At 72.9% G+C, this 19480-nt stretch carries 18 protein-coding genes; 6 read left to right on the top strand and 12 right to left on the bottom strand.

Translation table 11 applies throughout. The features are described 5' to 3' along the window. Positions 1–50: 50 nt before the first annotated feature. The 11 genes from ACIRD8_RS16140 to ACIRD8_RS16090 all read right to left on the bottom strand — a co-directional run bounded on the left by ACIRD8_RS16140 (position 51) and on the right by ACIRD8_RS16090 (position 13328). Positions 51–893: a spherulation-specific family 4 protein gene (locus tag ACIRD8_RS16140; protein WP_403991039.1), complete on the bottom strand. Its 843-nt coding sequence runs from the start codon at positions 891–893 to the stop codon at positions 51–53. After that, entirely contained in the window at positions 881–1846 is a 966-nt protein-coding gene (locus ACIRD8_RS16135; protein ID WP_403991036.1) for an NAD-dependent epimerase/dehydratase family protein, read from the bottom strand. Before ACIRD8_RS16135 ends, ACIRD8_RS16140 begins: the two co-directional genes overlap by 13 nt. A gap of 132 nt (positions 1847–1978) precedes the next feature. Then, a complete protein-coding gene (locus ACIRD8_RS16130; RefSeq protein ID WP_403991033.1) occupies positions 1979–3178 on the bottom strand; it encodes a hypothetical protein in 1200 nt (399 codons plus the stop codon). Positions 3179–3212: 34 nt separating this feature from the next. Further along, on the bottom strand, positions 3213–5057 hold the full coding sequence (locus ACIRD8_RS16125; protein WP_403991030.1) for a DUF3492 domain-containing protein: 1845 nt from the start codon (positions 5055–5057) through the stop codon (positions 3213–3215). A 189-nt stretch (positions 5058–5246) separates the two neighbouring features. Beyond that, the gene (locus ACIRD8_RS16120) at positions 5247–6887 is read right to left on the bottom strand and encodes a dipeptide ABC transporter ATP-binding protein (protein WP_403991027.1); all 1641 of its coding nucleotides are present in this window, start codon (positions 6885–6887) and stop codon (positions 5247–5249) included. After that, positions 6884–7873, bottom strand: a complete 990-nt coding sequence (locus tag ACIRD8_RS16115; RefSeq protein WP_403991024.1) for an ABC transporter permease — start codon at positions 7871–7873, stop codon at positions 6884–6886. Before ACIRD8_RS16115 ends, ACIRD8_RS16120 begins: the two co-directional genes overlap by 4 nt. Continuing rightward, positions 7870–8877, bottom strand: a complete 1008-nt coding sequence (locus ACIRD8_RS16110) for an ABC transporter permease (protein WP_403991021.1) — start codon at positions 8875–8877, stop codon at positions 7870–7872. Before ACIRD8_RS16110 ends, ACIRD8_RS16115 begins: the two co-directional genes overlap by 4 nt. 2 nt (positions 8878–8879) lie before the next feature. Further along, positions 8880–10619: an ABC transporter substrate-binding protein gene (locus ACIRD8_RS16105; RefSeq protein ID WP_403991018.1), complete on the bottom strand. Its 1740-nt coding sequence runs from the start codon at positions 10617–10619 to the stop codon at positions 8880–8882. 204 nt (positions 10620–10823) lie between these two features. Then, the gene (locus ACIRD8_RS16100) at positions 10824–10919 is read right to left on the bottom strand and encodes an Ms4533A family Cys-rich leader peptide (RefSeq protein WP_397697135.1); all 96 of its coding nucleotides are present in this window, start codon (positions 10917–10919) and stop codon (positions 10824–10826) included. An 88-nt stretch (positions 10920–11007) separates the two neighbouring features. Continuing rightward, a complete protein-coding gene (locus tag ACIRD8_RS16095; RefSeq protein ID WP_403991014.1) occupies positions 11008–12354 on the bottom strand; it encodes a DUF3152 domain-containing protein in 1347 nt (448 codons plus the stop codon). Positions 12355–12362: 8 nt separating this feature from the next. Continuing rightward, positions 12363–13328: an alpha/beta fold hydrolase gene (locus ACIRD8_RS16090; protein ID WP_403991012.1), complete on the bottom strand. Its 966-nt coding sequence runs from the start codon at positions 13326–13328 to the stop codon at positions 12363–12365. 110 nt (positions 13329–13438) lie between these two features. Here ACIRD8_RS16090 and ACIRD8_RS16085 point away from each other — a divergent pair, with 110 nt between their 5' ends. From ACIRD8_RS16085 to ACIRD8_RS16070, 4 genes are all read left to right on the top strand, one after another. Further along, complete coding sequence (locus tag ACIRD8_RS16085) at positions 13439–13654, top strand: hypothetical protein (protein WP_403991009.1); 216 nt, start codon at positions 13439–13441, stop codon at positions 13652–13654. 168 nt (positions 13655–13822) lie between these two features. Then, the gene (locus ACIRD8_RS16080; protein ID WP_147959380.1) at positions 13823–14464 is read left to right on the top strand and encodes a TetR/AcrR family transcriptional regulator; all 642 of its coding nucleotides are present in this window, start codon (positions 13823–13825) and stop codon (positions 14462–14464) included. 141 nt (positions 14465–14605) lie between these two features. Next, positions 14606–14833, top strand: a complete 228-nt coding sequence (locus ACIRD8_RS16075; RefSeq protein WP_167526138.1) for a DUF3107 domain-containing protein — start codon at positions 14606–14608, stop codon at positions 14831–14833. Positions 14834–15029: 196 nt separating this feature from the next. Then, positions 15030–15302 (top strand): hypothetical protein, encoded by a 273-nt coding sequence (locus ACIRD8_RS16070; protein WP_403991006.1) that lies wholly within the window; start codon positions 15030–15032, stop codon positions 15300–15302. A 9-nt stretch (positions 15303–15311) separates the two neighbouring features. On the opposite strand, the gene ACIRD8_RS16065 is transcribed toward ACIRD8_RS16070, so the two are convergent. Beyond that, positions 15312–16058, bottom strand: coding sequence for a ferritin-like fold-containing protein (locus ACIRD8_RS16065; protein WP_403991003.1), 747 nt, complete (start codon positions 16056–16058; stop codon positions 15312–15314). Between the two features lie 473 nt (positions 16059–16531). Between ACIRD8_RS16065 and ACIRD8_RS16060 the strand changes: the two genes are divergently transcribed. Together ACIRD8_RS16060 and ACIRD8_RS16055 are read left to right on the top strand one after the other, a co-directional pair. Continuing rightward, positions 16532–18517, top strand: coding sequence for a DEAD/DEAH box helicase (locus ACIRD8_RS16060; protein WP_403991000.1), 1986 nt, complete (start codon positions 16532–16534; stop codon positions 18515–18517). Between the two features lie 106 nt (positions 18518–18623). After that, positions 18624–19478 (top strand): alpha/beta fold hydrolase, encoded by an 855-nt coding sequence (locus ACIRD8_RS16055; protein WP_403990997.1) that lies wholly within the window; start codon positions 18624–18626, stop codon positions 19476–19478. Positions 19479–19480: the final 2 nt, after the last annotated feature.

Here is a 19480-nt window from a genome sequence, read left to right as displayed (position 1 = left end):
GTACTTCATCTACGTACGGTTGTTCTCCCGTAACACTGCCACGCCGCTCCTCATTCCGAGATACCAGGTCCGATCCGCGAGACGAATTCGTCCCAGTAGCTGGGCAGTGCCGCAAATGGATCGGTTTGCCCCTTCGCGCCGTCCCGGTTCGTGCCGTCCCGGTCCGTGAAGAAGATCGTGCCCGCGCCCTGCCAGCGCGCGATGCGCATGGCCTCCTCCAGGTGGGTGCGCGGGACGCCGTGGACGAAGTGCGCGAAGCGGCCCGGTTCGTACGCGGCGGTCCACTCGGCCACCTGGGACCAGCGGTAGTCGGTCCACGGCCCGCGGAAGGTGACCAGCTGGTCGGCGGCCTCGGCGTAACCGGGGTGCGGGTGGGTGCCGTGGCCCAGGACCAGCCGGCCGCCCTCCTCGTCCGCGCTGTCGCTGTCGGCCAGGAGGGCGGAGAGCGTGCTGGTCAGCCGGCGGACTGCCGGGAGCCCGTCACGTTCGGCCGGGCAGCGGTCCAGGTAGAAGCCGCCCACCCGGTACCAGTCGAGGTAGGACTGGGCGTCGGCGACGAGCTCACCGAAGGGACGGCCGCCGAAGGCCAGATCGAGGTGGCCCAGCAGCCGGCCCCCCGAGGCCCGCACGGTGTCCTCGGGAACCTCCCCGTGCAGAGCCCGCTCACGGGCGTTGCGCAGCCGGCCGGCGGCCTCGAGACAGTGCGGGTCGGGCCGGGCGCCCGGCCCGTTGTCGATGTTGAGGACGGCCCAGTGCAGCGGTGTGCCCGGCCGGTTGAGTCCGGCCCACTCGGCGGGCGCGACCAGCGGATGCGCGTATCCGGGGACACCGACGCCGAGGTGTTCCGCGCCGTCGGTCCGCAGGGTGGAGCCGGTGCTGGTCAGATGCGGCATGCCGCCTCCATCCAGATGTCGGCGAGGGACTCCTCCAGATTGATACGGGGACGCCAGCCGAGCCGGTCCCTGGCGGTGCGCACATCGGCCTGCTGCCAGGCGCCGCAGCCGTCGGGGTAGGGCGACGGGGTCGCCGCGAGGTGCTCCACGGCCGATTCCACGGAGGCGCGGGGGGCGCCGATGGGGAGCCGGCCGGGGGGCACGTCGAGTTCGTGGAGCGCGCCCGCGTAACCCGCGACCCTGGCGAGGACCGCCGCCGCGTCACGCAGCCGTACGGCCCGGCCTGTGCCGATGTTGACGACGCCCTGGGCGGCGGAGAGCGAGGCGGCGTGCACGGCGCGCGCCACGTCGCGTACGTCGACGAAGTCCCGCTGCACCCCGAGGCCGCTGAGCTTGAGCTCGGGATCGCCGGTCTGCATGGCGCGGCGCATGGTCTCGGCGAGCCGGCCGAGCGGGGAGCCGGCCGGGGTGCCGGGCCCCACCGGCGAGAAGACCCGCAGGACGACCGCGTCGAGACCGGAGCCGAGGACCAGCTCGGTGGCGGCGAGCTTGCTGACCCCGTACGGACCCCCCGGACGCGGTACGGCGTCCTCGGCGGTGGACGAGCCGGGCTGCGAGGGCCCGTACTCGGAGGCACAGCCGACCTGGACGAGCCGCGCGCTGCACCCGCTGCGGCGCATGGCCTCGCAGACGGTGGCCACGGCGACGGTGTTGTGGCGGGTCAGGTCCCGGGCACCGCCACGGGTGGCACCAGCACAGTTGACGACGACCCCGGGGTGGACGGCGTCCAGGAAGCGGGTGAGCGCTCCGGGGCTGCCGCCCGCGAGGTCGAAGCGCACGTCGGCGTCGTCGCCGCGGCCGAGTGCCGTGAGGTGCACGGCGGGGTCGGCGAGCAGACGGTCGGCGACGAAGCGTCCGAGGAAGCCGTTGGCTCCGAGCAGCAGAACCCTCATCGCGCGCCCCCTCGGTGCCGACGGCGAGCTGCCGGTGCGGGGGATTGGGGGGTCATGTCGGTGTCTCCTTGAGGAAGGTGGTGTGCGGTACGGAAGACCCGCGGCGTCGGCTCCGCGGGGGTGGGGCAGGGCCTAGGCGGCGTGGGCGGATGCCCGGGTGAGGGTGACCGATGCGTGGACCAGCAGCCCGAACGCGGCGACACCGCAGGCCAGGACGGGTACGCCGGCGGGGCCTGCCGCGGTGAACACGGCGTCGACCGGCCGGGCGAGGAGGCCGAGGCCGGGCAGCCGCCCGGCGAGGACCAGGAAGGGGGCCGCCACTTCGCCGGCGCAGGCGGCGGCGAGCCCGGTGGCGGCGGGTTCCGGGAAGCCGTGGACGGCCAGCAGGCGGGCCAGGAAGAGCAGGGCGCCCAGGGCGGCGGGGCCCAGGAGGCCGCCGCCCGCACCGGGGTGGCCGAGGCCGGCGAGGAACAGCAGCGCGGTCAGTGCGCACAGGAAGAGCGCGAGGAGACCGAAGAGCAGGGGGCGTACGCCGGCGCCGAAGTCCGACAGGCCGTGGGACCCGGAGAGCCGGCGGCGCGCGTGCAGGGAGAACAGGTGGGCGCACCAGGCCGCCGGGGCCAGGGCGAGCGTGAGCCCGAGCAGCGGGGCGGGCGCGGCGGTCCAGTGGCCGTCGGGGCCGCCGCTGACGACCTGGGCGAGCAGGTCGTCGCCGTACACGGCGTAGCCGAGGAGCCAGCAGACGTACAGGGTGACGCCGCCGGGGCCGTCCGGGGCGCGCAGTGGGCCGGTGCGCAGGGCGAGCCGGAGCCCGAGGAGGACGAGCAGCGCGCCGGCCGCGGTCACCGCGAACCGGGCCTCGCCGCCGAGCACCCCCTCGGTGGCCCTGAGGGCCCCGGCGGTCGCGAGGCAGGCGGCGCCGGGCAGCAGGGCCTGGAGTGTCCATCCGGCCCGCGCCTCCTTGCCGGGGTCCGGCGTGTGGCCGGGGGTGCGGGGGGCGGGCCTGCCGGCGCCGGGGACGCGGGCGTAGAGCTCCTCCGCGAGGGAGAAGACGTCGCGGTGCCGGTAGCGCGCGGCGGCGCGGTCGGTGAGGCCGTGCGCCTCCAGACCGGCGGCGATCTCCAGGGGGTCCACGGCGCGCTCGCAGAGTTCCCGGTGCCGGTGCATGAGCACCTTCACGGGGTCCGCGGGCCCGCGCCTGGCCACGGATCTGCGGGCGGGGTGGTAGGCGATCTCGGGCGCCCGGACGGCGGAACGGACCGCCCCCCGGCCCTCGTCCGCCGGCTCGCCCCCGGTGTCCTGGGCCGCCGGGGCGTCGTTCGGTCCGCCCATCGGGGCTCCTCCGTGGTCAGGGCCCTTCGTCTCGTCACGCATCGCCGTCCCCCGCTCCGCGTGCGCCCGCGCACACGCCCTCCGCGCCGAGCGCCCAGCTGGGCACCCGTGAGGACCCGGCGGCGGCATCGACGCCCGCACCGGCGGTGGACCGGGCGGCGGCCCCCGCGGGCAGCACCGCGGCGATCCGTCCGGGGGGCAGGGCGCCCAGCACATGGGCCTCCGGGGGTGTGGAGAAGGGGCGCGGCGGGCCGGCCGGATCCCCGGGATCCGGCGGCGTCGTCCAGCGGGGCGGGGCATGGCCCACGAGGTCCAGGTAGATGCCGCGGAACGCCGCGAGGTTCTGCTCGACGGTGAAGAGTTCGAGCGCCCTGGCGCGCGCCGCCGCACCCAGGCGTGCGCGGCGCTCGGGGTCGCGCAGGAGCGCCACGCAGGCGTCGGCGAGCGCCCGCGGATTGCGCGGGGGCACCACGAGCCCCGTACCGCCGACGACTTCGACCACGGCGCCCACATCGGTCGAGACCGTGGCCCGGCCACAGAACATCGCTTCGACCAGGCTGATGGGAAAGCCCTCGACGACGCTGGAGAGCACGACGACACCCCCGGCGGCGTAGGCCTCCGCGAGGTTGGGGACCTCGGGGCCGCCGATCTCCTCGAAGGTGACCGGGTTGTCGCCTACGGCGTGCGCGTCCGCGGCCTCGTCGGGGAAGAGCTGGGCGGCCAGCGCCCTGCACTGGGCAAGATACGTGTCGCCCTCGGCCCCCTGGACCGGCGCGCCGAAGATCCGCAGCCGGGCGTCCGGCTCGGCCCTGAGCACCTCGGCGAAGGCGTGGAGCAGGGCGATCAGGTCCTTGGCGGGTTCGATCCGCCCGATCCACACCAGTGTGGCCGGGCCGCCCTCGTCGTCGCCCTCCCCCACGGCCGCGAACCGCTCGGCCTCCATGCCCGGGTAGACCGTGCGCAGCTTGCCCCGGTCGGCGCCGAACCGCTCCTGCCAGCGGCGGACATGGGTGTTGCCGGGGGTGATGAGCGCGGCCTGCCGGTAGACCTCGGAGGCGAGCAGCCCGTGGAAGTTGGCCAGCAGGGCGCGCACCGGCGCACCGGGCTGCGCTTCGGGCGCCGCGAGGTAGTGGGCCCGCAGCGGGACGCCGTGCTCCGTCACCAGCAGGGGCACCCCGAAGAAGCGTTTGGCCAGCAGTCCCGGAAGAGCGGCCGCGCCGCCGGACGCCGCATGGCAGACGTCGACCGCGCCGAGGCCGTCCTCGTCGTACCAGTCGAGGGAGAGGGGGCGCAGGGAGCGCTCCAGCTCGGCGACGAAGGCGAGGTAGTCGGGGACGGTGGCGCCGTGGACGGTCCGCCCGGTGCCGGGCGCGCGGCAGGACGCCTCCACGATGCGTACGGTCGTCTCGGAGCGCAGGGCGTGGTGCAGTCCGCCGCGTTCGCGGGCCAGTTCGGCGAGGCCGTAGAGGCCGTCCGCGAAGAGGCCGGCCGCCGACCCGGCGTCCGCGCCGTCGGATTCCGGACCGGTCTCCGGGCCGGCGCAGACCGCGCCGACGAGCGCCGCCATGTGCGCCGTGAAGCGCCGGCGGTCCCGCCGCCCGTACGAGCGGCCCAGGCCGGTGGCGAGTCTGCCGGTCAGGCCCCTCGGGCGGTCGGCGTGCCGGGTGTCCTCCGCGTGCGTCCACAGGGGAGCGGTCCGCACCCGCCCGACCCGGTCGGGGAGTCTGACCCAGCCCTGTTGCTCCTGGTCGGCGGAGCGGCTGAGCGCGAAGAGGTCGAACTCGTGCTGGGGAAGACCGCGCACCAGACGGTCGCACCAGAGTCTGGACTCACCGGTCGCATACGGATAACCACCGTCCGTGAGGAGTCCGATCCGCACGAGCACACCCCCGATCTCCCTTGTGGGCGGCCGCCGTTGATCGGCGACTCGCAGCGGGACGACCGTATGCGGATTCATGGGTGGTGCGACGGACGGTTGTCCGTCGCACCACCGAAAGGGGTGAACCGGAGTAACTTTCCCGCCCTAGTCGCGTTCTGTTGCGATAAGCAGGAGTTCGGTGACACAGGGTCAGGCTGCGGCCAGCTCCGAGCGGGTCGCACGGCGTGCCGCGGCATGTGCGGGATCGAGCGCGGGAACCGCCGCCAGGAGCTGTTTGGTGTACGGGTCCTGGGGCGACCCGTACACCTCGTCGACGGCGCCCTGTTCGACGATCCGGCCGTTCCGCATCACCGCGACCCGGTCGCTCACCTGCCGTACGACCGCCAGGTCGTGGGCGATGAAGACGAGTCCGATGCCGAGGTCGCTCTGGAGCTCCGCCAGGAGCGCGATCACCTGGGCCTGAGTCGTGACGTCGAGCGCGGAGACCGGCTCGTCGCACACGATCAGCTTGGGTTCGGCGGCGAGGGCCCGCGCGATCCCGACCCGCTGGCGCTGGCCCCCGCTGAACTCGTGCGGGTAGCGCTCGTACCGGTCGGCGTCGAGACCGACCCTCTCCAGCAGTTCGCGCACCCGGTCCCGGATCCGGCCCTCGTCGCTCTCCCCCGCGGCCCGGAGCGGATCGGCCACGGACTCGCCGATCGAGCGGCGCGGGTTGAGCGAGGCGACCGGGTCCTGGAAGACCATCTGGAGCTCGCGGCGGTGCGGGAGGAACGCCTTCTCCGAGAGCGAGCCGATGTCCTCGCCGGCGTACCGGATACGGCCCGACGTGGGGTCGAGCAGCCGTACGAGCATGCGCCCGAGGGTCGTCTTCCCGCTGCCGCTCTCGCCGACGATGCCCAGGGTCTCGCCCGCGTGGACGGTGAGTGACACCCCGTCGACCGCGGTGACGCGGCGGGCGCCCCGGCCGAACTCACGCCGGAGGTCCTCGGCCTCCAGGACCGGTCCGGCGTCCGGGTCCGCGGTCCGCGGTCCGGGGACACCGGCCCGCTTCTCGTCGATCCTGGGCACCGACGCCAGGAGCTCGCGGGTGTACGGCTGCCGGGGCGCGCCCAGCACCTCGGCGACCGGTCCGCGCTCCACCGCACGGCCGTGCTGCATCACCAGGACGTCGTCCACGCTCTCCGCGGCGACACCCACGTCATGGGTGACCAGCAGCAGCCCCATGCCCGTCTCGCGGCGCAGTTCGTGCAGCAGGTCCAGGATCTGGGCCTGCACGGTGACGTCGAGGGCGGTGGTCGGCTCGTCGGCCACGATCAGCCGGGGTTCGCAGGCCAGGGCCATCGCGATGAGGGCCCGCTGCCGCATCCCGCCGGAGAACTCGTGCGGCCTGGACCGGGCGCGGCGGGCCGCGTCCGGGATGCCGACCCGGTCCAGCACCTCGACGGCCCGGGCCCGTGCCGCCCGCCGGGAGACCGGGTTGTGCACCCGGTACACCTCGGCGATCTGGTCGCCGACCGTGTAGTACGGGTCGAGCGAGGAGAGCGGGTCCTGGAAGATCATGGCGGCCTTCGCGCCCCGGAGGGCCCGCAGTCCCGCCTCGTCCGCCGTACCCACATCCGTGCCGGCGACGCGGACGGTCCCCGTGACCCGGGCACCGGTGCCCCGGTGCAGCCCGAGCAGCGCGGAGGCGGACGCGCTCTTGCCGGAGCCCGACTCGCCGACGACGCCGAGGGCGGCGCCCGCCTCCAGGGTGAAGGAGAGCCCGTCCACGGCGCGGACGGCGCCGAAGTCGATGGTGAGGTCCTCGACCTGGACCAGCGGTGTTGTCATGACAGGACCACCCGTCGGTCGGCCAGCGCGTAGAGCATGTCCGCGACGGCATTGGCGAGCACCACGACGAAGCCGGTCACCAGCACCATGCCGACGACCACGGGCAGGTCGACGACCTTGACCGCGTGGACCAGTTCACGTCCGAGGCCCGGGATCCCGAAGAGGGACTCGGTGAGTACGGCGCCGCCGAACATGGAGCCGAAGTCCAGCGCGCTGAGCGCGATCACGGGGGCGACGGCGCCGCGCAGGGCGTGCCGTCCCATGATGGCGGGTTCGCTGACGCCGTACGCGCGAAAGGTGCGCACATGGTCCTCGGCGAGCGTCTCCAGCATGGAGCTCCTGGTCAGCCGGGCGTACTTGGCGGCCTCGATTGCCGCCAGGGAGACCCAGGGCAGCAGAAGGCCCCAGGCCCACTGCTCGGGGTCCTCGGTGAAGGGCACGTAGGTGGGCGACGGCAGCCACTGCAGCGTGGAGCAGAAGATGATGATGAGCAGCAGCCCGATGACGAAGACCGGCGTCGCCGTCCCGGCCAGGGTCAGCCAGGTGAGGACCCGCTCGGTGATCCGGCCACGCCGCCAGGCGGACAGCACGCCCGTGCCGACGCCGAGCAGGATCCACAGGGCGAAGGCGCCGATGACGAGCGAGCCGGTGACCGGCAGCTTGGTCAGGATCAGCTGCATGACCTGCTGGTCGCTCTGGTACGAGACCCCGAGGCAGGGTGCGGAGCAGTGCTCCACGCCGGTGCCGGTGGAGAAGTCGCGTCCGGCGACGATGCCCTGGAGGAAGTGCCAGTACTGCGTGTAGACGGGGTCGTCGAGCCGGAGCTGCTCGGTCACCTGGGCGACCTGGGCGGGTGAGCAGCGCGGGCCGCAGGCGATCTGGGCGACGTCGCCGGGGGCGACGTAGAAGACCGCGTACAGGATGACGGTCAGGGAGAGCAGCACGAAGACGGCGCCGCCGAGGCGCCGCAGCAGGAATCCGGTCATGACGCCCGCTCCTTCGTACGTTCCGTGCGCTCCTCGCGTCCGGTGCCGATCCGCAGCCGGGAGGCGGCCCGCGGGTCGAGTGCCGTACGGACGCCCTCGGCGAGGACGGTCAGCGAGAGCACGGTGACGAAGAGCAGCCCGGCGGGGATCAGGAGGTAGGTCGGGGCGGACTGGTACCAGGTGTCGGCCTCGGTGAGCATCTGTCCCCAGGACGGTGTGGGCGGCTTGATGCCGACGCCGAGGAAGGACAGGGCCGCCTCCACGGTGATGTTGACGGGGAAGAGCAGCGCGGCGTACGTGATGACGGGCGCGGCGAGCGAGGGCAGCAGTTCGCGCCGGGCGATGCTCCACCGTCCGCGGCCCGCGAGCCGGGCCGCGGAGACGAAGTCGAGGGACTTCAGGGCGAGCGCGTTGGCCCGCACGATCTTCGACGTACCCGCCCAGTTGATGCCGCCGATGACCAGTGCGATCAGGACCGGCCGGGGGAAGGAGGCCGGCACGATCGCGAGCAGGGCGAGGGCGATGACCATGAGCGGCAGGGCCACGTTGATGTCGGTGATCCGGCTGAGCGCCTGGTCGACCCAGCGGTTGCCGAGGGCGGCGGCGAGCCCCACGACCAGGCCGATGGAGACCTGGAGGACGGTGGCCGCGAAGGCCACGCCGAGCGAGACCCTCGCCCCGTACACGACGCGGGCGAAGAGGTCGCGGCCGGTCTGCGGTTCGACGCCGAACCAGTGGTCGGCGCCGATGCCGCCGAAGGAGCCGACGGGGACCCCGCCGGCCGCCGAGTCGACGAGGTCGGGGTGGTAGGTGTTGGGGTCCTGGCCCGCGAGCGCGGAGAGCAGTGGGGCCCCGAGGGCGGCCAGGAAGAGCAGGAGGACCACGGCCGTCGCGACGGCGGCCGCGCGCTGTGCGCGCAGCCGCAGCCAGAACTGCCGGGCCCCGGAGGCGGGGGCGGCGACCGGCGCCGCTCCCGCCTCCTGGACCAGAAGTGCTTCCGACATGGTTACTTGACCGCGGCCTGCGAGATGTCGAGAACGCCGGTCCAGTCGCTGATGACCACGTTCTTGACGTCCTGGCCGAAGAGCCGCTTGTAGACCGGGTGGAAGAGCGGCACCGTCAGGGCCTGCTCGCCGATCTTCTTGTCGAGCGCGCCCCAGCGCGCGGCGGCGGCGTCCAGGTCGGTGAGCTTGTTGATCTCGTCGATCTCCTTGTTGACCGACGCGTCGTTCAGGAAGCCGGTGTTGAAGTTGGCACCGTCCTTCACGATCTGGCGGCCGTCGAAGATCGGCGCGAGGAACGGGCCGCCGGAGGGCCAGTCGGCGCCCCAGTGGGCGAGGAAGAAGCCCGGTTCCTTGGAGGCGCTGTGGATGGTGTCGGAATAGTCGTTGCTCTCCAGGCCCTTGAGCTCGACGGTGATGCCGGCCTTCTTGAGCGCGGCCTGGAGCGCCGTGGCGATCTCCGGGCTGGTCTCGAAGTCCTTGTCGTTGGAGTGCGTGAGGGTGACCTTCAGGCCCTTGGGGTAACCGGCCTCCTTCAGCAGCTCCTTGGCCTTGGCCGCGTTGCCCGTCTCGCCCGCCGGGAAGTGGTCGTAGGGCGTGTAGCCGAAGGACTTCTGGTTCGGCAGGTAGGTGGTGGCGGGCTCGGCGAGCGAGGAGCCGCCGGCCGCGTTGATCACGGAGGAGCGGTCGACGGCGTACGAGATCGCCTGGCGCACCTTCGGGTCGTCGAACGGCTTCACCTTCGGGTTGAAGGCGATGTAGTTCGTGTAGCCGAAGTGGCCGGTGCCGACGCGGGCGGCGAGCTTCTTGTCGCCGGAGACCTTGGCGAGCTCGGCCGGGCCGAGGTTGGTGTCGGTCGTGACGGCGGCGGAGTCGACGCCCTGCGAGGCGGAGAGCCGCTGGTTGATGACGGCGGAGTCCAGGCCGGAGCGTACGTCGATCTTGTCCGGGTAGGCCTTGCGCTCCTCGTCGGTGGCCGCCGACCAGTGCTCGTTGCGCTCCAGGACGAGCCGCTCGCCGTCGTTCTCGTTCGTGACGACCTTGTACGGCCCGGAGGAGACGGGGTGCTCCTCGTACTTGGTGCCCGTGTCCTTGGCCTTCGGCACCGGGGTCGTCTGGGTCTGGGTGGCGAGGTAGGGGAATTCGCCCTCGGGCTTGTTCAGGTGGAAGACGATGGTCTTGTCGTCCGGCACCTCGATCGACGCGAGGCCCTTCTTGTCCTTGTACGGGCCCTGGTAGTCGGCCCCGCCGATCAGCCAGTCGCGCAGGTAGGGCGCTCCGCCGGACAGTTCGGCGGCGAAGGACCGCTCGATGCCGTACTTGATGTCCGCGCTGGTGATCGCGGTGCCGTCCTCGTACTTCAGCCCGTCCTTGAGGGTGTACGTCCAGACGGTGGCGTTCTTGCTGGGCGTGCCCAGGTCGGTGGCGAGGTCGGGGACGACCTCCGCGCCCGCCGCACCGTTCTCACGGTTGCGGGTGGTGAGCGTACGGAAGACGAGCGAGGGGACGTTGCCGCCGCCGGAGGTGTAGAGCCGCGCCGGGTCGAAGTCCTCCTGCGGGTTGCTGTTGAGGACCGTGAGGGTGCCGCCCTTCTGGGGCTTGCCCGAGGCGCCGGAGCCGCCGCTTCCCCCGTCGGCGTCGTCCGAGCTCTTGGGGCCCGCGCAGGCCGCGAGACCGGCGACCAGGGCGAGACTGACGGCGGCGGCGGTTGCCACGCGGCGCGATATGACGGACGGCTGACTCATCGGAAGATGACCTCTCGGTGTGCTGCGGCGGGAAGGAGACATGTGTCCGCACGGGAGCGCAGCGGGTCCCGCCCCGGTGACGGGGAGGGGGACCGGATACCGGAGTGCCGCGCCTGCGGACGGAGTACGCCCAGGCGCGGCGGAGTTGGGGCCGAGGAGCCCGGAAAGGGCTCGTCAGGGGGCCGACGCGCGTTCGGGCAGGCGTCAGCGACAGAGAATGTCGGCTACGCAGTGCCCGGCCACGCCGAGGAGCGCCAGTTCAAGGGCGGCGCGCTCGGAGAATGCGGGGCTGCGTGACATGCGGAGAAATATGGACGACCCCTCACCCGATGTCAACGCGCGCCGAGACGGCCGTCCCACCATGCGGACAGAGCGGCCTCCGGGTGGCTCAACTTCCCGGATACACCCAGGGGTTGGGGCGACACTTGATGCCGTCCAGGTCCAGGGTCTTGGTCTGCTGCTGCATCACGGGCGCCAGGGCGCCGGGGGTGCGGCAGCTCACATGGTTGTGGCCCAGCCGGTGGCCGACCTCGTGGTTGATCAGCATCTGACGGTAGGACAGGAGCTTGTCCGGCCCGAAGGTCGAGGCCCCCTGAGCCCAGCGGTAGGCGTTGATCATCACGCGGTCGGTGGCCGCGGAGTCGCAGGAGACGTTGTCCTCGGTGGTGTCCAGGCCCGACTTCTCGCACCAGTCCGCCGTGGTGCCCGGACTCGCGAGGGTGATCACGAAGTCGGGCTGCCCCGAGGAGATCCGCTCGAAGGTCATGGCACCGTTGTGCGCCCAGCTGCGGTCGTCGTTCAGCGTCTTCTGCACGGCTTCGGCGAACAGCCCGGTGTCGAGACCGAGCCCCTTCTCGACGTCGATCCGGTACCGGTGCTTGGTCCCCTTGCCCGGCGCCTTCGCCAGCCCCGCCACCGCCTCGAACGCCCCGGACCCCTTCAGATCGGCCGCCAGCGGGAAGGCGGTGGCCATCTTCTGCGCGTACGACAGGGGCTTGACCTCCTGCCGCTGCTCCGCCTGGGGTGTGGGCCGGTCCACCGAGCGGGAGGCGTCGTCGGAGTCCTGCCGGTCCACGCCCGCAGACATCGGACCGTCCGCCGCGCCCCCGGAGTCCTGTGTCACCTGCCCGGCCACCACGACCGCGAGCACCGTGGTCACGGCCGCGGCCGCGATCCCCGTGAACGTGCGGCCCTTGCCCCCCTTCGCCCCCGGGCTGTCCTCGTCGTCCGGGACGTCGGGTCCGCCGGGCTCCATGGAGGTCCGGGCCGTGTCCTCGGCGCGCTCGGTGTCCTCGGGCCCGACCGGGTGCGCGGGACGCGAGGGTGCGGTGTCGAACGCCTCCAGGAACTCCCTGCGCGGGCCCGGTATCAGTGTGGCGCTGCCGGTCTGCGGCCCGGCCGTGCGCCGGCCCGCCGCCTGCTGCGCGGCCTGCTGCCGTGCCACGGCGGCCTGCCTGGCGCGGAAGAGCTCCTGGGCGCCCGGCCTGTCCGGATCGCGCCGGCCGTCGTACTGCGGCTGCGGGCCCGTCCCCCAGCCGCCGCCCGGCTCACGCTGCTCCGGGTGGCCGCCGCGCACCTGCGGGGCCTCGTGGAACGGGCTGTGGCCGTCCCGTGGAGGAGGCGGCGCGGCCGCTTCCCGCCCGCGCCTGCCGGTGCCGGGCTCCGCACCGGCTCCCGCCGTGGTCCCGGTCTCGCGCCGGATGACCCCGGGGCCCTTTCGGCTGTGTCGTCCCACGCCCCGGATCAGCTCCCGCCACGTTCGTCGAGCAGTTCCCGGAACGCCTGGGCGACCGCCTCCGGGTACTCCATCATCGCCACGTGCCCCGCTTCGGGCAGTGTCAGAAGGCGTGAGTCGCGGAAGGCCGCGGACGCCTTGCGTGCCATACGGTACGAGACCAGCTGGTCCCGTCCGCCGTACACCAGCAGGGCCGGTGCGAGCACCCGTTCGGCCTGGCGCCATAGCCCGTGCTGTCCCCCCAGCGTGTAGGCATCGACGATGCCCCGTGCCGAGCGTGTCATGGCGTCCCAGAAGTACGGCAGTTCGAGCCGGCGCTCCATCTCGGCCACCGCGTGACGGAAGGCTTCGTCGGAGATACGTGCCGGGTCGCCGTAACAGAGTGCCATGGCGCCACGGGTGCGCTGCTCCGCGGTCCAGTCCCGGGTGAGCCGGGCGAACAGGGATGCGACGCCCGGGAGTGCGAGCAGGGCGGTCGGCACGGCGGGCCGCTGGACCCGGATCTCGGGCAGGGCCGGGGAGACCAGCGTCAGCGTGCGGACCAGATCGGGCCGGGCCGCCGCGACCCGGGTGGCAACGGCGCCGCCCAAAGAGTTACCGAAAAGGTGAACGGGCCCACGCCCGCCCGCGTCCAGCAGCCGGATCACCGCCCGGGCGTGTCCGGTCAGGGAGTAGTTGCCGTCGTCCGGCGGCGGGGAGTCCCCGAAACCGGGCAGATCGACCGCCTCGCTGTCGAGCGTGTCCGCCAGCAGCGGCATCAGGGCCGACCAGTTCTGGGAGGAGCCGCCCAGGCCGTGCACGAAGAGAGCGGGGGCCGCCCCCTCCGTCTCCGCCGGGCGGGAACGGACGGTCAGGGTGAGCCCGGGCAGCGCGACGGAGCGCAGCTTCTCCCCCTCCGCGACCCGGACGGCACTGACCGTGGGTGCCACCGCGGCAGCGGCGGCGTGGATACCGGGCAGCTCGGTCGAAGACATGCGGCAATGTTACGAGACGATCACGCGATGATTCATGTGTTCGCCGTCACAGGCCGCATAGCGCCCCCGGGGGGTTGCTCCTAGGCTGCAGGGGAAGGAAGGGAGCCATCATGACGGTCGACCCGAGCGACCCGGAGACCTTCGAGGATCCACAGCAGGCCGAAGCGGACCCCGAAGCCCCTGAAGCCGACACCGCCGAACAGCGGGCCGCGGTCCGGCCGGAGCGCGACGAACCGCTCACCGACATCGACCGCACCACCGCGAACGAGGCGGATGCGGCGGAGCAGGCCCGCGTCGTCACCGACGATGAGGACGATTACCGGTAGAACGCACCGCTTTGCGGCATGGGCCGACATATCTGTGGCTACCGCAGCCGGCCGGTCCGTGAAATTCTGCGTCCGCGCCGCGCGCACCCGGGTTACTCAAAAGTACGATGGCACCACGGCGCAGCGTGCACGGTACGACTGTGTTCGAACACGAATTTGGGAGGCGGCGTGACAGCCATCGAGCAGACAGAGGCGGCGCGCCCGCGGGGCACCCGGCTGCCCCGCCGTGCCCGACGCAATCAGCTGCTGGGCGCCGCACAGGAGGTCTTCGTCGCCCAGGGCTACCACGCCGCCGCGATGGACGACATCGCCGAGCGGGCCGGCGTCAGCAAGCCGGTGCTCTACCAGCACTTCCCCGGCAAGCTGGAGCTCTACCTCGCCCTGCTGGACCAGCACTGCGAGTCACTGCTCCAGGCGGTCCGTACGGCGCTCGCCTCGACCACGGACAACAAGCTGCGCGTCGAGGCGACGATGGACGCCTACTTCGCGTACGTGGAGGACGAGGGCGGCGCCTTCCGTCTGGTCTTCGAGTCCGACCTCACCAACGAGCCGGCGGTCCGCGAGCGGGTCGACCGGGTCTCGCTGCAGTGCGCGGAGGCCATCTCCGACGTCATCGCCGGTGACACGGGCCTCTCCAAGGACGAGTCGATGCTGCTCGCGGTCGGCCTCGGCGGGGTCTCCCAGGTCGTGGCGCGCTACTGGCTCTCCAGCCCGTCCGGCATTCCGCGCGACTCCGCCGTACAGCTGCTGACGTCGCTCGCCTGGCGGGGCATCGCGGGATTCCCGCTGCACGGCACCGATCAGCACTGAGCCCGGCGGGGGCCACGGCCGCGGCCGGTGTTCGCTGCGGGCGTTGCCGGTCGACCCGTGGTCCGTCCCTTCACCGGGCTAATGTGTGCTGCGTACGGCGCGGTTCACCGCGCAGAGACGGACCGTCGGAGGGACATAGCCGTGGAGGTCAAGATCGGGGTGCAGCACACGCCCCGCGAGATCGTTCTGGAGAGCGGACTTTCCGCCGAAGAGGTCGAGAGCGCGGTCGGCGAGGCGCTCAACGGCAAGGCGCAGCTGCTCAGCCTCACGGACGACAAGGGCCGCAAGGTCCTGGTGCCGGCCGACCGGATCGCCTACGTGGAGATCGGCGAGCCCAGCACCCGGCGGGTGGGGTTCGGCGCGCTGTAGCCCGCGCGACACGACAGCAGAGGTGGAGGCCCGGCGGAATCGTCCGCCGGGCCTCCACCTTTTCTCCTCCGGACCCGCTCCCCGTTCTTCCCTCGATGGGGTTCACAGGAGCCGAGGAGGGTTGTATTCCGCCGGCCACGGGTAGGACGGCCTACGACCGAACGCCCGCCGCGCCATCAAGCGAGGTGACCCCTCAGTGCTCTGGGAATCCATCAGCTCCGTCGTGCTCGGACTCGCCCTGTCCTGGGTCGTGCTCCGCTCCCTGTCCGGCCGGCTCCCGTCCGCCCGCGTGGTGTTCGTCACGGGGGGACTGGGCGCCCTGTTCGGCGCGTATCTGACGCAGTCGACCGTGGGCTCCGGCCATGTCCTGGCGACGCTCACCGGCGCCGTGCTGGTCGGGGCGGTGACCCTGTCCCTGCTGATCCGCCCGCGCGGCAGGCGCCCGGTGCGATCAGCGGCGGCCCAGTAGGGCCGCTGGTCAGGCCGCGAGACCGAGCGCGGCCATCCGCTTGGTGTGCGCCTCGGTGATCCGGGAGAACATCCGGCCGACCTCGGCCAGGTCGAAGCCGTCCGCCACACCGCCCACGAGCATCGTGGACAGCGCGTCGCGGTCCGCCACCACGCGCTGGGCCTGCGAGAGGGCCTCGCCCATCAGCCTGCGCGCCCACAGGGCGAGCCTGCCGCCGACGCGGGGCTCCGCCTCGATCGCGGCGCGCACCTTCTCGACCGCGAAGTTCCCGTGGCCCGTGTCGTCCAGCACGGAGAGGACGAGGGAGCGGGTGTCCGAGTCGAGGCGGGCGGCGATCTCCCGGTAGAAGTCGCTGGCGATCGAGTCGCCGACGTACGCCTTGACCAGGCCTTCCAGCCAGTCCGACGGGGCCGTCTGACGGTGGAAGTCGTCCAGCGCCTTGGCGAACGGCTCCATGGCGGCGGTCGGCGACTCCTCGACGGCCGTGAGCCGGTCGGTCAGCTGCTCGAAATGATGGAATTCGGCGGACGCCATCTTCGCCAGTGCCGCCTTGTCGCCGAGTGTCGGCGCGAGTTTCGCGTCCTCGGCGAGCCGCTCGAAGGCCGCGAGCTCCCCGTAGGCGAGTGCGCCGAGCAGATCCACGACCGCGGCGCGGTACTGCGGGTCGGCGGACGCGGTGGCCCAGTCCTGGGCGGCGATCCCGGTCGGTGCGGGTGCTTCGTCGGATGCTGCAGTGGCGTTGTCAGGCGTCTCCATGCAGCGCAGAATAGCCCGCCCCGCCGGGTGCGGAAGGGCCTGGTCAGCAGGAGACATCACACCGTTCCGATGAATTCGCCCAACACACATGCGCGAATCCGGGGTACAGTGGTATTGCGCTTACTGAGCATTTCTTGTGCCAGGGGCGCGACCTTGAATGAGGATGCCCGGTCGGTGGCCCGATCGGCTCCGACCCGACAGCCCTCCACGCGGGGCGTACACCACGTACGACCGCAGAGGAGGGGACCCCTCAGCGGCACGAGCGCTCGAGCGACGGCAGTGGTCCCGCGCCACCCGGCCCCTCCATGGCCGGATGACCAACCCCGGCACGGTACGACCCCCAGCGTTCGCCTCGGTCCGCGTCTCACAGAAGAGGCAGCACCCTGACTACGTTCCGCGACCTCGGAATCCTTACCGAGACGGCCGAAGCCCTTGAGGCTGTTGGCATCATGTCCCCCTTCCCCATCCAGGAGATGACGCTCCCCGTAGCGCTCTCCGGCTCCGACGTCATCGGCCAGGCCAAGACCGGCACCGGCAAGACACTCGGCTTCGGCCTCCCGCTCCTGGAGCGTGTGACCGTCCCCGCCGACGTCGAGGCCGGCCGCGCCGCGCCCGAGAAGCTGACGGACGCGCCGCAGGCCCTGATCGTCGTTCCCACCCGCGAGCTCTGTCAGCAGGTCACCAACGACCTGCTGACCGCCGGCAAGGTGCGTAACGTCCGCGTTCTCGCGATCTACGGCGGCCGGGCGTACGAGCCCCAGGTCGAGGCCCTCAAGAAGGGCGTCGACGTGGTCGTCGGCACCCCGGGGCGCCTGCTCGACCTGGCGGGCCAGCGCAAGCTCGACCTCTCGCACATCCGCGTCCTTGTCCTGGACGAGGCCGACGAGATGCTCGACCTGGGCTTCCTGCCCGACGTCGAGCGCATCATCACCATGCTGCCGCCGAAGCGCCAGACGATGCTGTTCTCGGCCACCATGCCCGGTGCCGTCATCAGCCTCGCGCGCCGCTACATGTCGCAGCCGACGCACATCAACGCCACCTCGCCCGACGACGAGGGCACGACCGTCAAGAACACGGTCCAGCACGTCTACCGCGCCCACTCGATGGACAAGCCGGAGATGGTCTCCCGCATCCTGCAGGCCGAGGGCCGCGGGCTCGCGATGATCTTCTGCCGTACGAAGCGGACGGCCGCCGACATCGCGGAGCAGCTGGAGAAGCGCGGCTTCGCGTCCGGCGCGGTCCACGGCGACCTCGGACAGGGCGCCCGTGAGCAGGCGCTGCGCGCCTTCCGCAACGGCAAGGTGGACGTCCTCGTCTGCACCGACGTCGCCGCGCGCGGCATCGACGTCGAGGGTGTGACCCATGTCATCAACTACCAGTCGCCGGAGGACGAGAAGACGTACCTCCACCGCATCGGCCGTACCGGCCGCGCGGGCGCCAAGGGCATCGCGATCACGCTGGTCGACTGGGACGACATCCCGCGCTGGCAGCTGATCAACAAGGCCCTGGACCTGAAGTTCCCGGACCCGCCGGAGACGTACTCCACGTCCCCGCACCTGTACGAGGAGCTCAACATCCCGGCCGGCACCAAGGGTGTCCTGCCGCGCACCGAGCGGACCCGTGCGGGTCTGCGCGCGGAGGAGATCGAGGACCTCGGCGAGACCGGTGGCCGCGGCCGCAAGTCCGCCGCCTCGGCCCCGGCCCCCCGGGAGGAGCGCGCGCCGCGCACGCCGCGTCAGCGTCGTCGTACGCGGGGCGGCAGCGTCCCGGACGAGGCCGCAGCCGTGACCGTGCCCGCGCCCGCCGCCGAGGCGGCCGGTGAGGACGCGTCGGAGCCGCGCACCCCGCGCCGTCGGCGCCGTACCCGTGGAGCGGCCCCCGAGGCCGTGACCGAGGGCGCGGTGGCCGTGACGGAGGCCGCGGTGGCCGTGGCCGAGAGCCCGGTCGTCGAGCCCGCGCCCGTGGCCGAGGCCGAGCCGGCCGCGGAGACCAAGCCGCGCCGCCGCCGTGCGCGTGCCACGACCACCACCACGGCCACGAAGCCTGACGTCGCGCCGGCCCGTGCGGCCGAGCCCGTGGTCGACTTCCAGACCGTGGCCGTCGCCGCACCCGTGGCGGAGCCCGTGGCCACCAAGCCGCGCCGCCGCACCCGGATCGTGAAGCCGGCCGACGAGGTCGACTTCCAGATCGCCCCGGCTTCCGAGCCGGTGACCGAGACCAAGGCGCGCCGCCGTCCGCGGGCCGCCACCAAGCCGAAGGCCGAGGCCGTGGCCACCACGGCGACGGCCGAGGACGCCGGTGAGACCAAGCCGCGCCGCCGTCGGCCGCGTGCCGCCGCGGAGAAGGCGGAGACCGCCGCGGTGACCGAGACGGTGACGGCCGGCGAGGCGGCACCCGCGAAGCCGCGCAGGCGCCGTTCCCGCGCGGCGGCCACCGCCGCCGAGTCGACCGAGGGCTGACCTCCGGCCGCAGCCCCATCCGTACGGCCCCGGTTCCCGCTCCGCGGGGGCCGGGGCCGTACGGCTGCCCGGGCAGGTCCGGGCCCCCGGCGATACCCTCGGGCCCATGAGCCGGCCGCCCACCTTCACCCCGCCCCCCTGTGCCCGTGCCCGCGTACTGCGTACCGAGCGCGGGGACTTCGCCGTGCTGGACGCCGCGCCGCCCGCCGGCGCGCACTCCACCGCTCTCCTGCTGCCCGGGTACACCGGCAGCAAGGAGGACTTCATCGCGCTGCTCGAACCCCTCGCCGGGGCCGGGTTCCGGGTGCTGTCCGTCGACGGCCGGGGGCAGTACGAGACGGAGGGGACGGGCCGTCAGAACCCTTACGCCCAGGCCGAGTTGGCCCGGGACGTGCTGGCCCAGGCGGCTGCCGTGGACGAGGTCCCACCGCCCGGCGGCGTCCATCTGCTCGGGCACTCCCTGGGTGGCCAGATCGCCCGCGCGGCGGTACTGCTGGACGCCGCCCCCTTCCGTTCGCTGACCCTGATGTCGTCCGGCCCCGCCGAGATCGACCCCGCCCAGCAGAAGAAGGCGCGGCTGCTCAGCGACGCCCTGGGCCGCTGGACCATGGACGAGGTCTGGCGGATGATGCGCGCGATGGACCCGCCGGAGGACGCGGACACGGGCGACGGCGAGGACCTGCGCCGCCGCTGGCTGCGCCACGACCCGGCGCAGCTGATCGCCACCGGCGCGCAGCTCTCGTCCGAGCCGGACCGGGTGGACGAGCTCGCCGCGCTCTCCCTCCCCGTGCACGTGGTCTCGGGGGAGCGCGACGACGTCTGGCCGGTGCCGCTGCTCGACCGGATGGCCCAGCGGCTGGGCGCGCGCCGCACCGTGATCGAGGGCGCCGAGCACTCCCCCAACACGGCCCGGCCCGAGGAGACCGCGGCGGCCCTCGTCGCGTTCTGGAACGGCCTCTGACG

This window comes from Streptomyces sp. NPDC102451, from assembly GCF_044765485.1.
Classification (GTDB): Bacteria; Actinomycetota; Actinomycetes; order Streptomycetales; family Streptomycetaceae; genus Streptomyces.
Note: the sequence above shows the minus strand (reverse complement) of the source record. Positions and strands in the feature narration are given on the sequence as shown.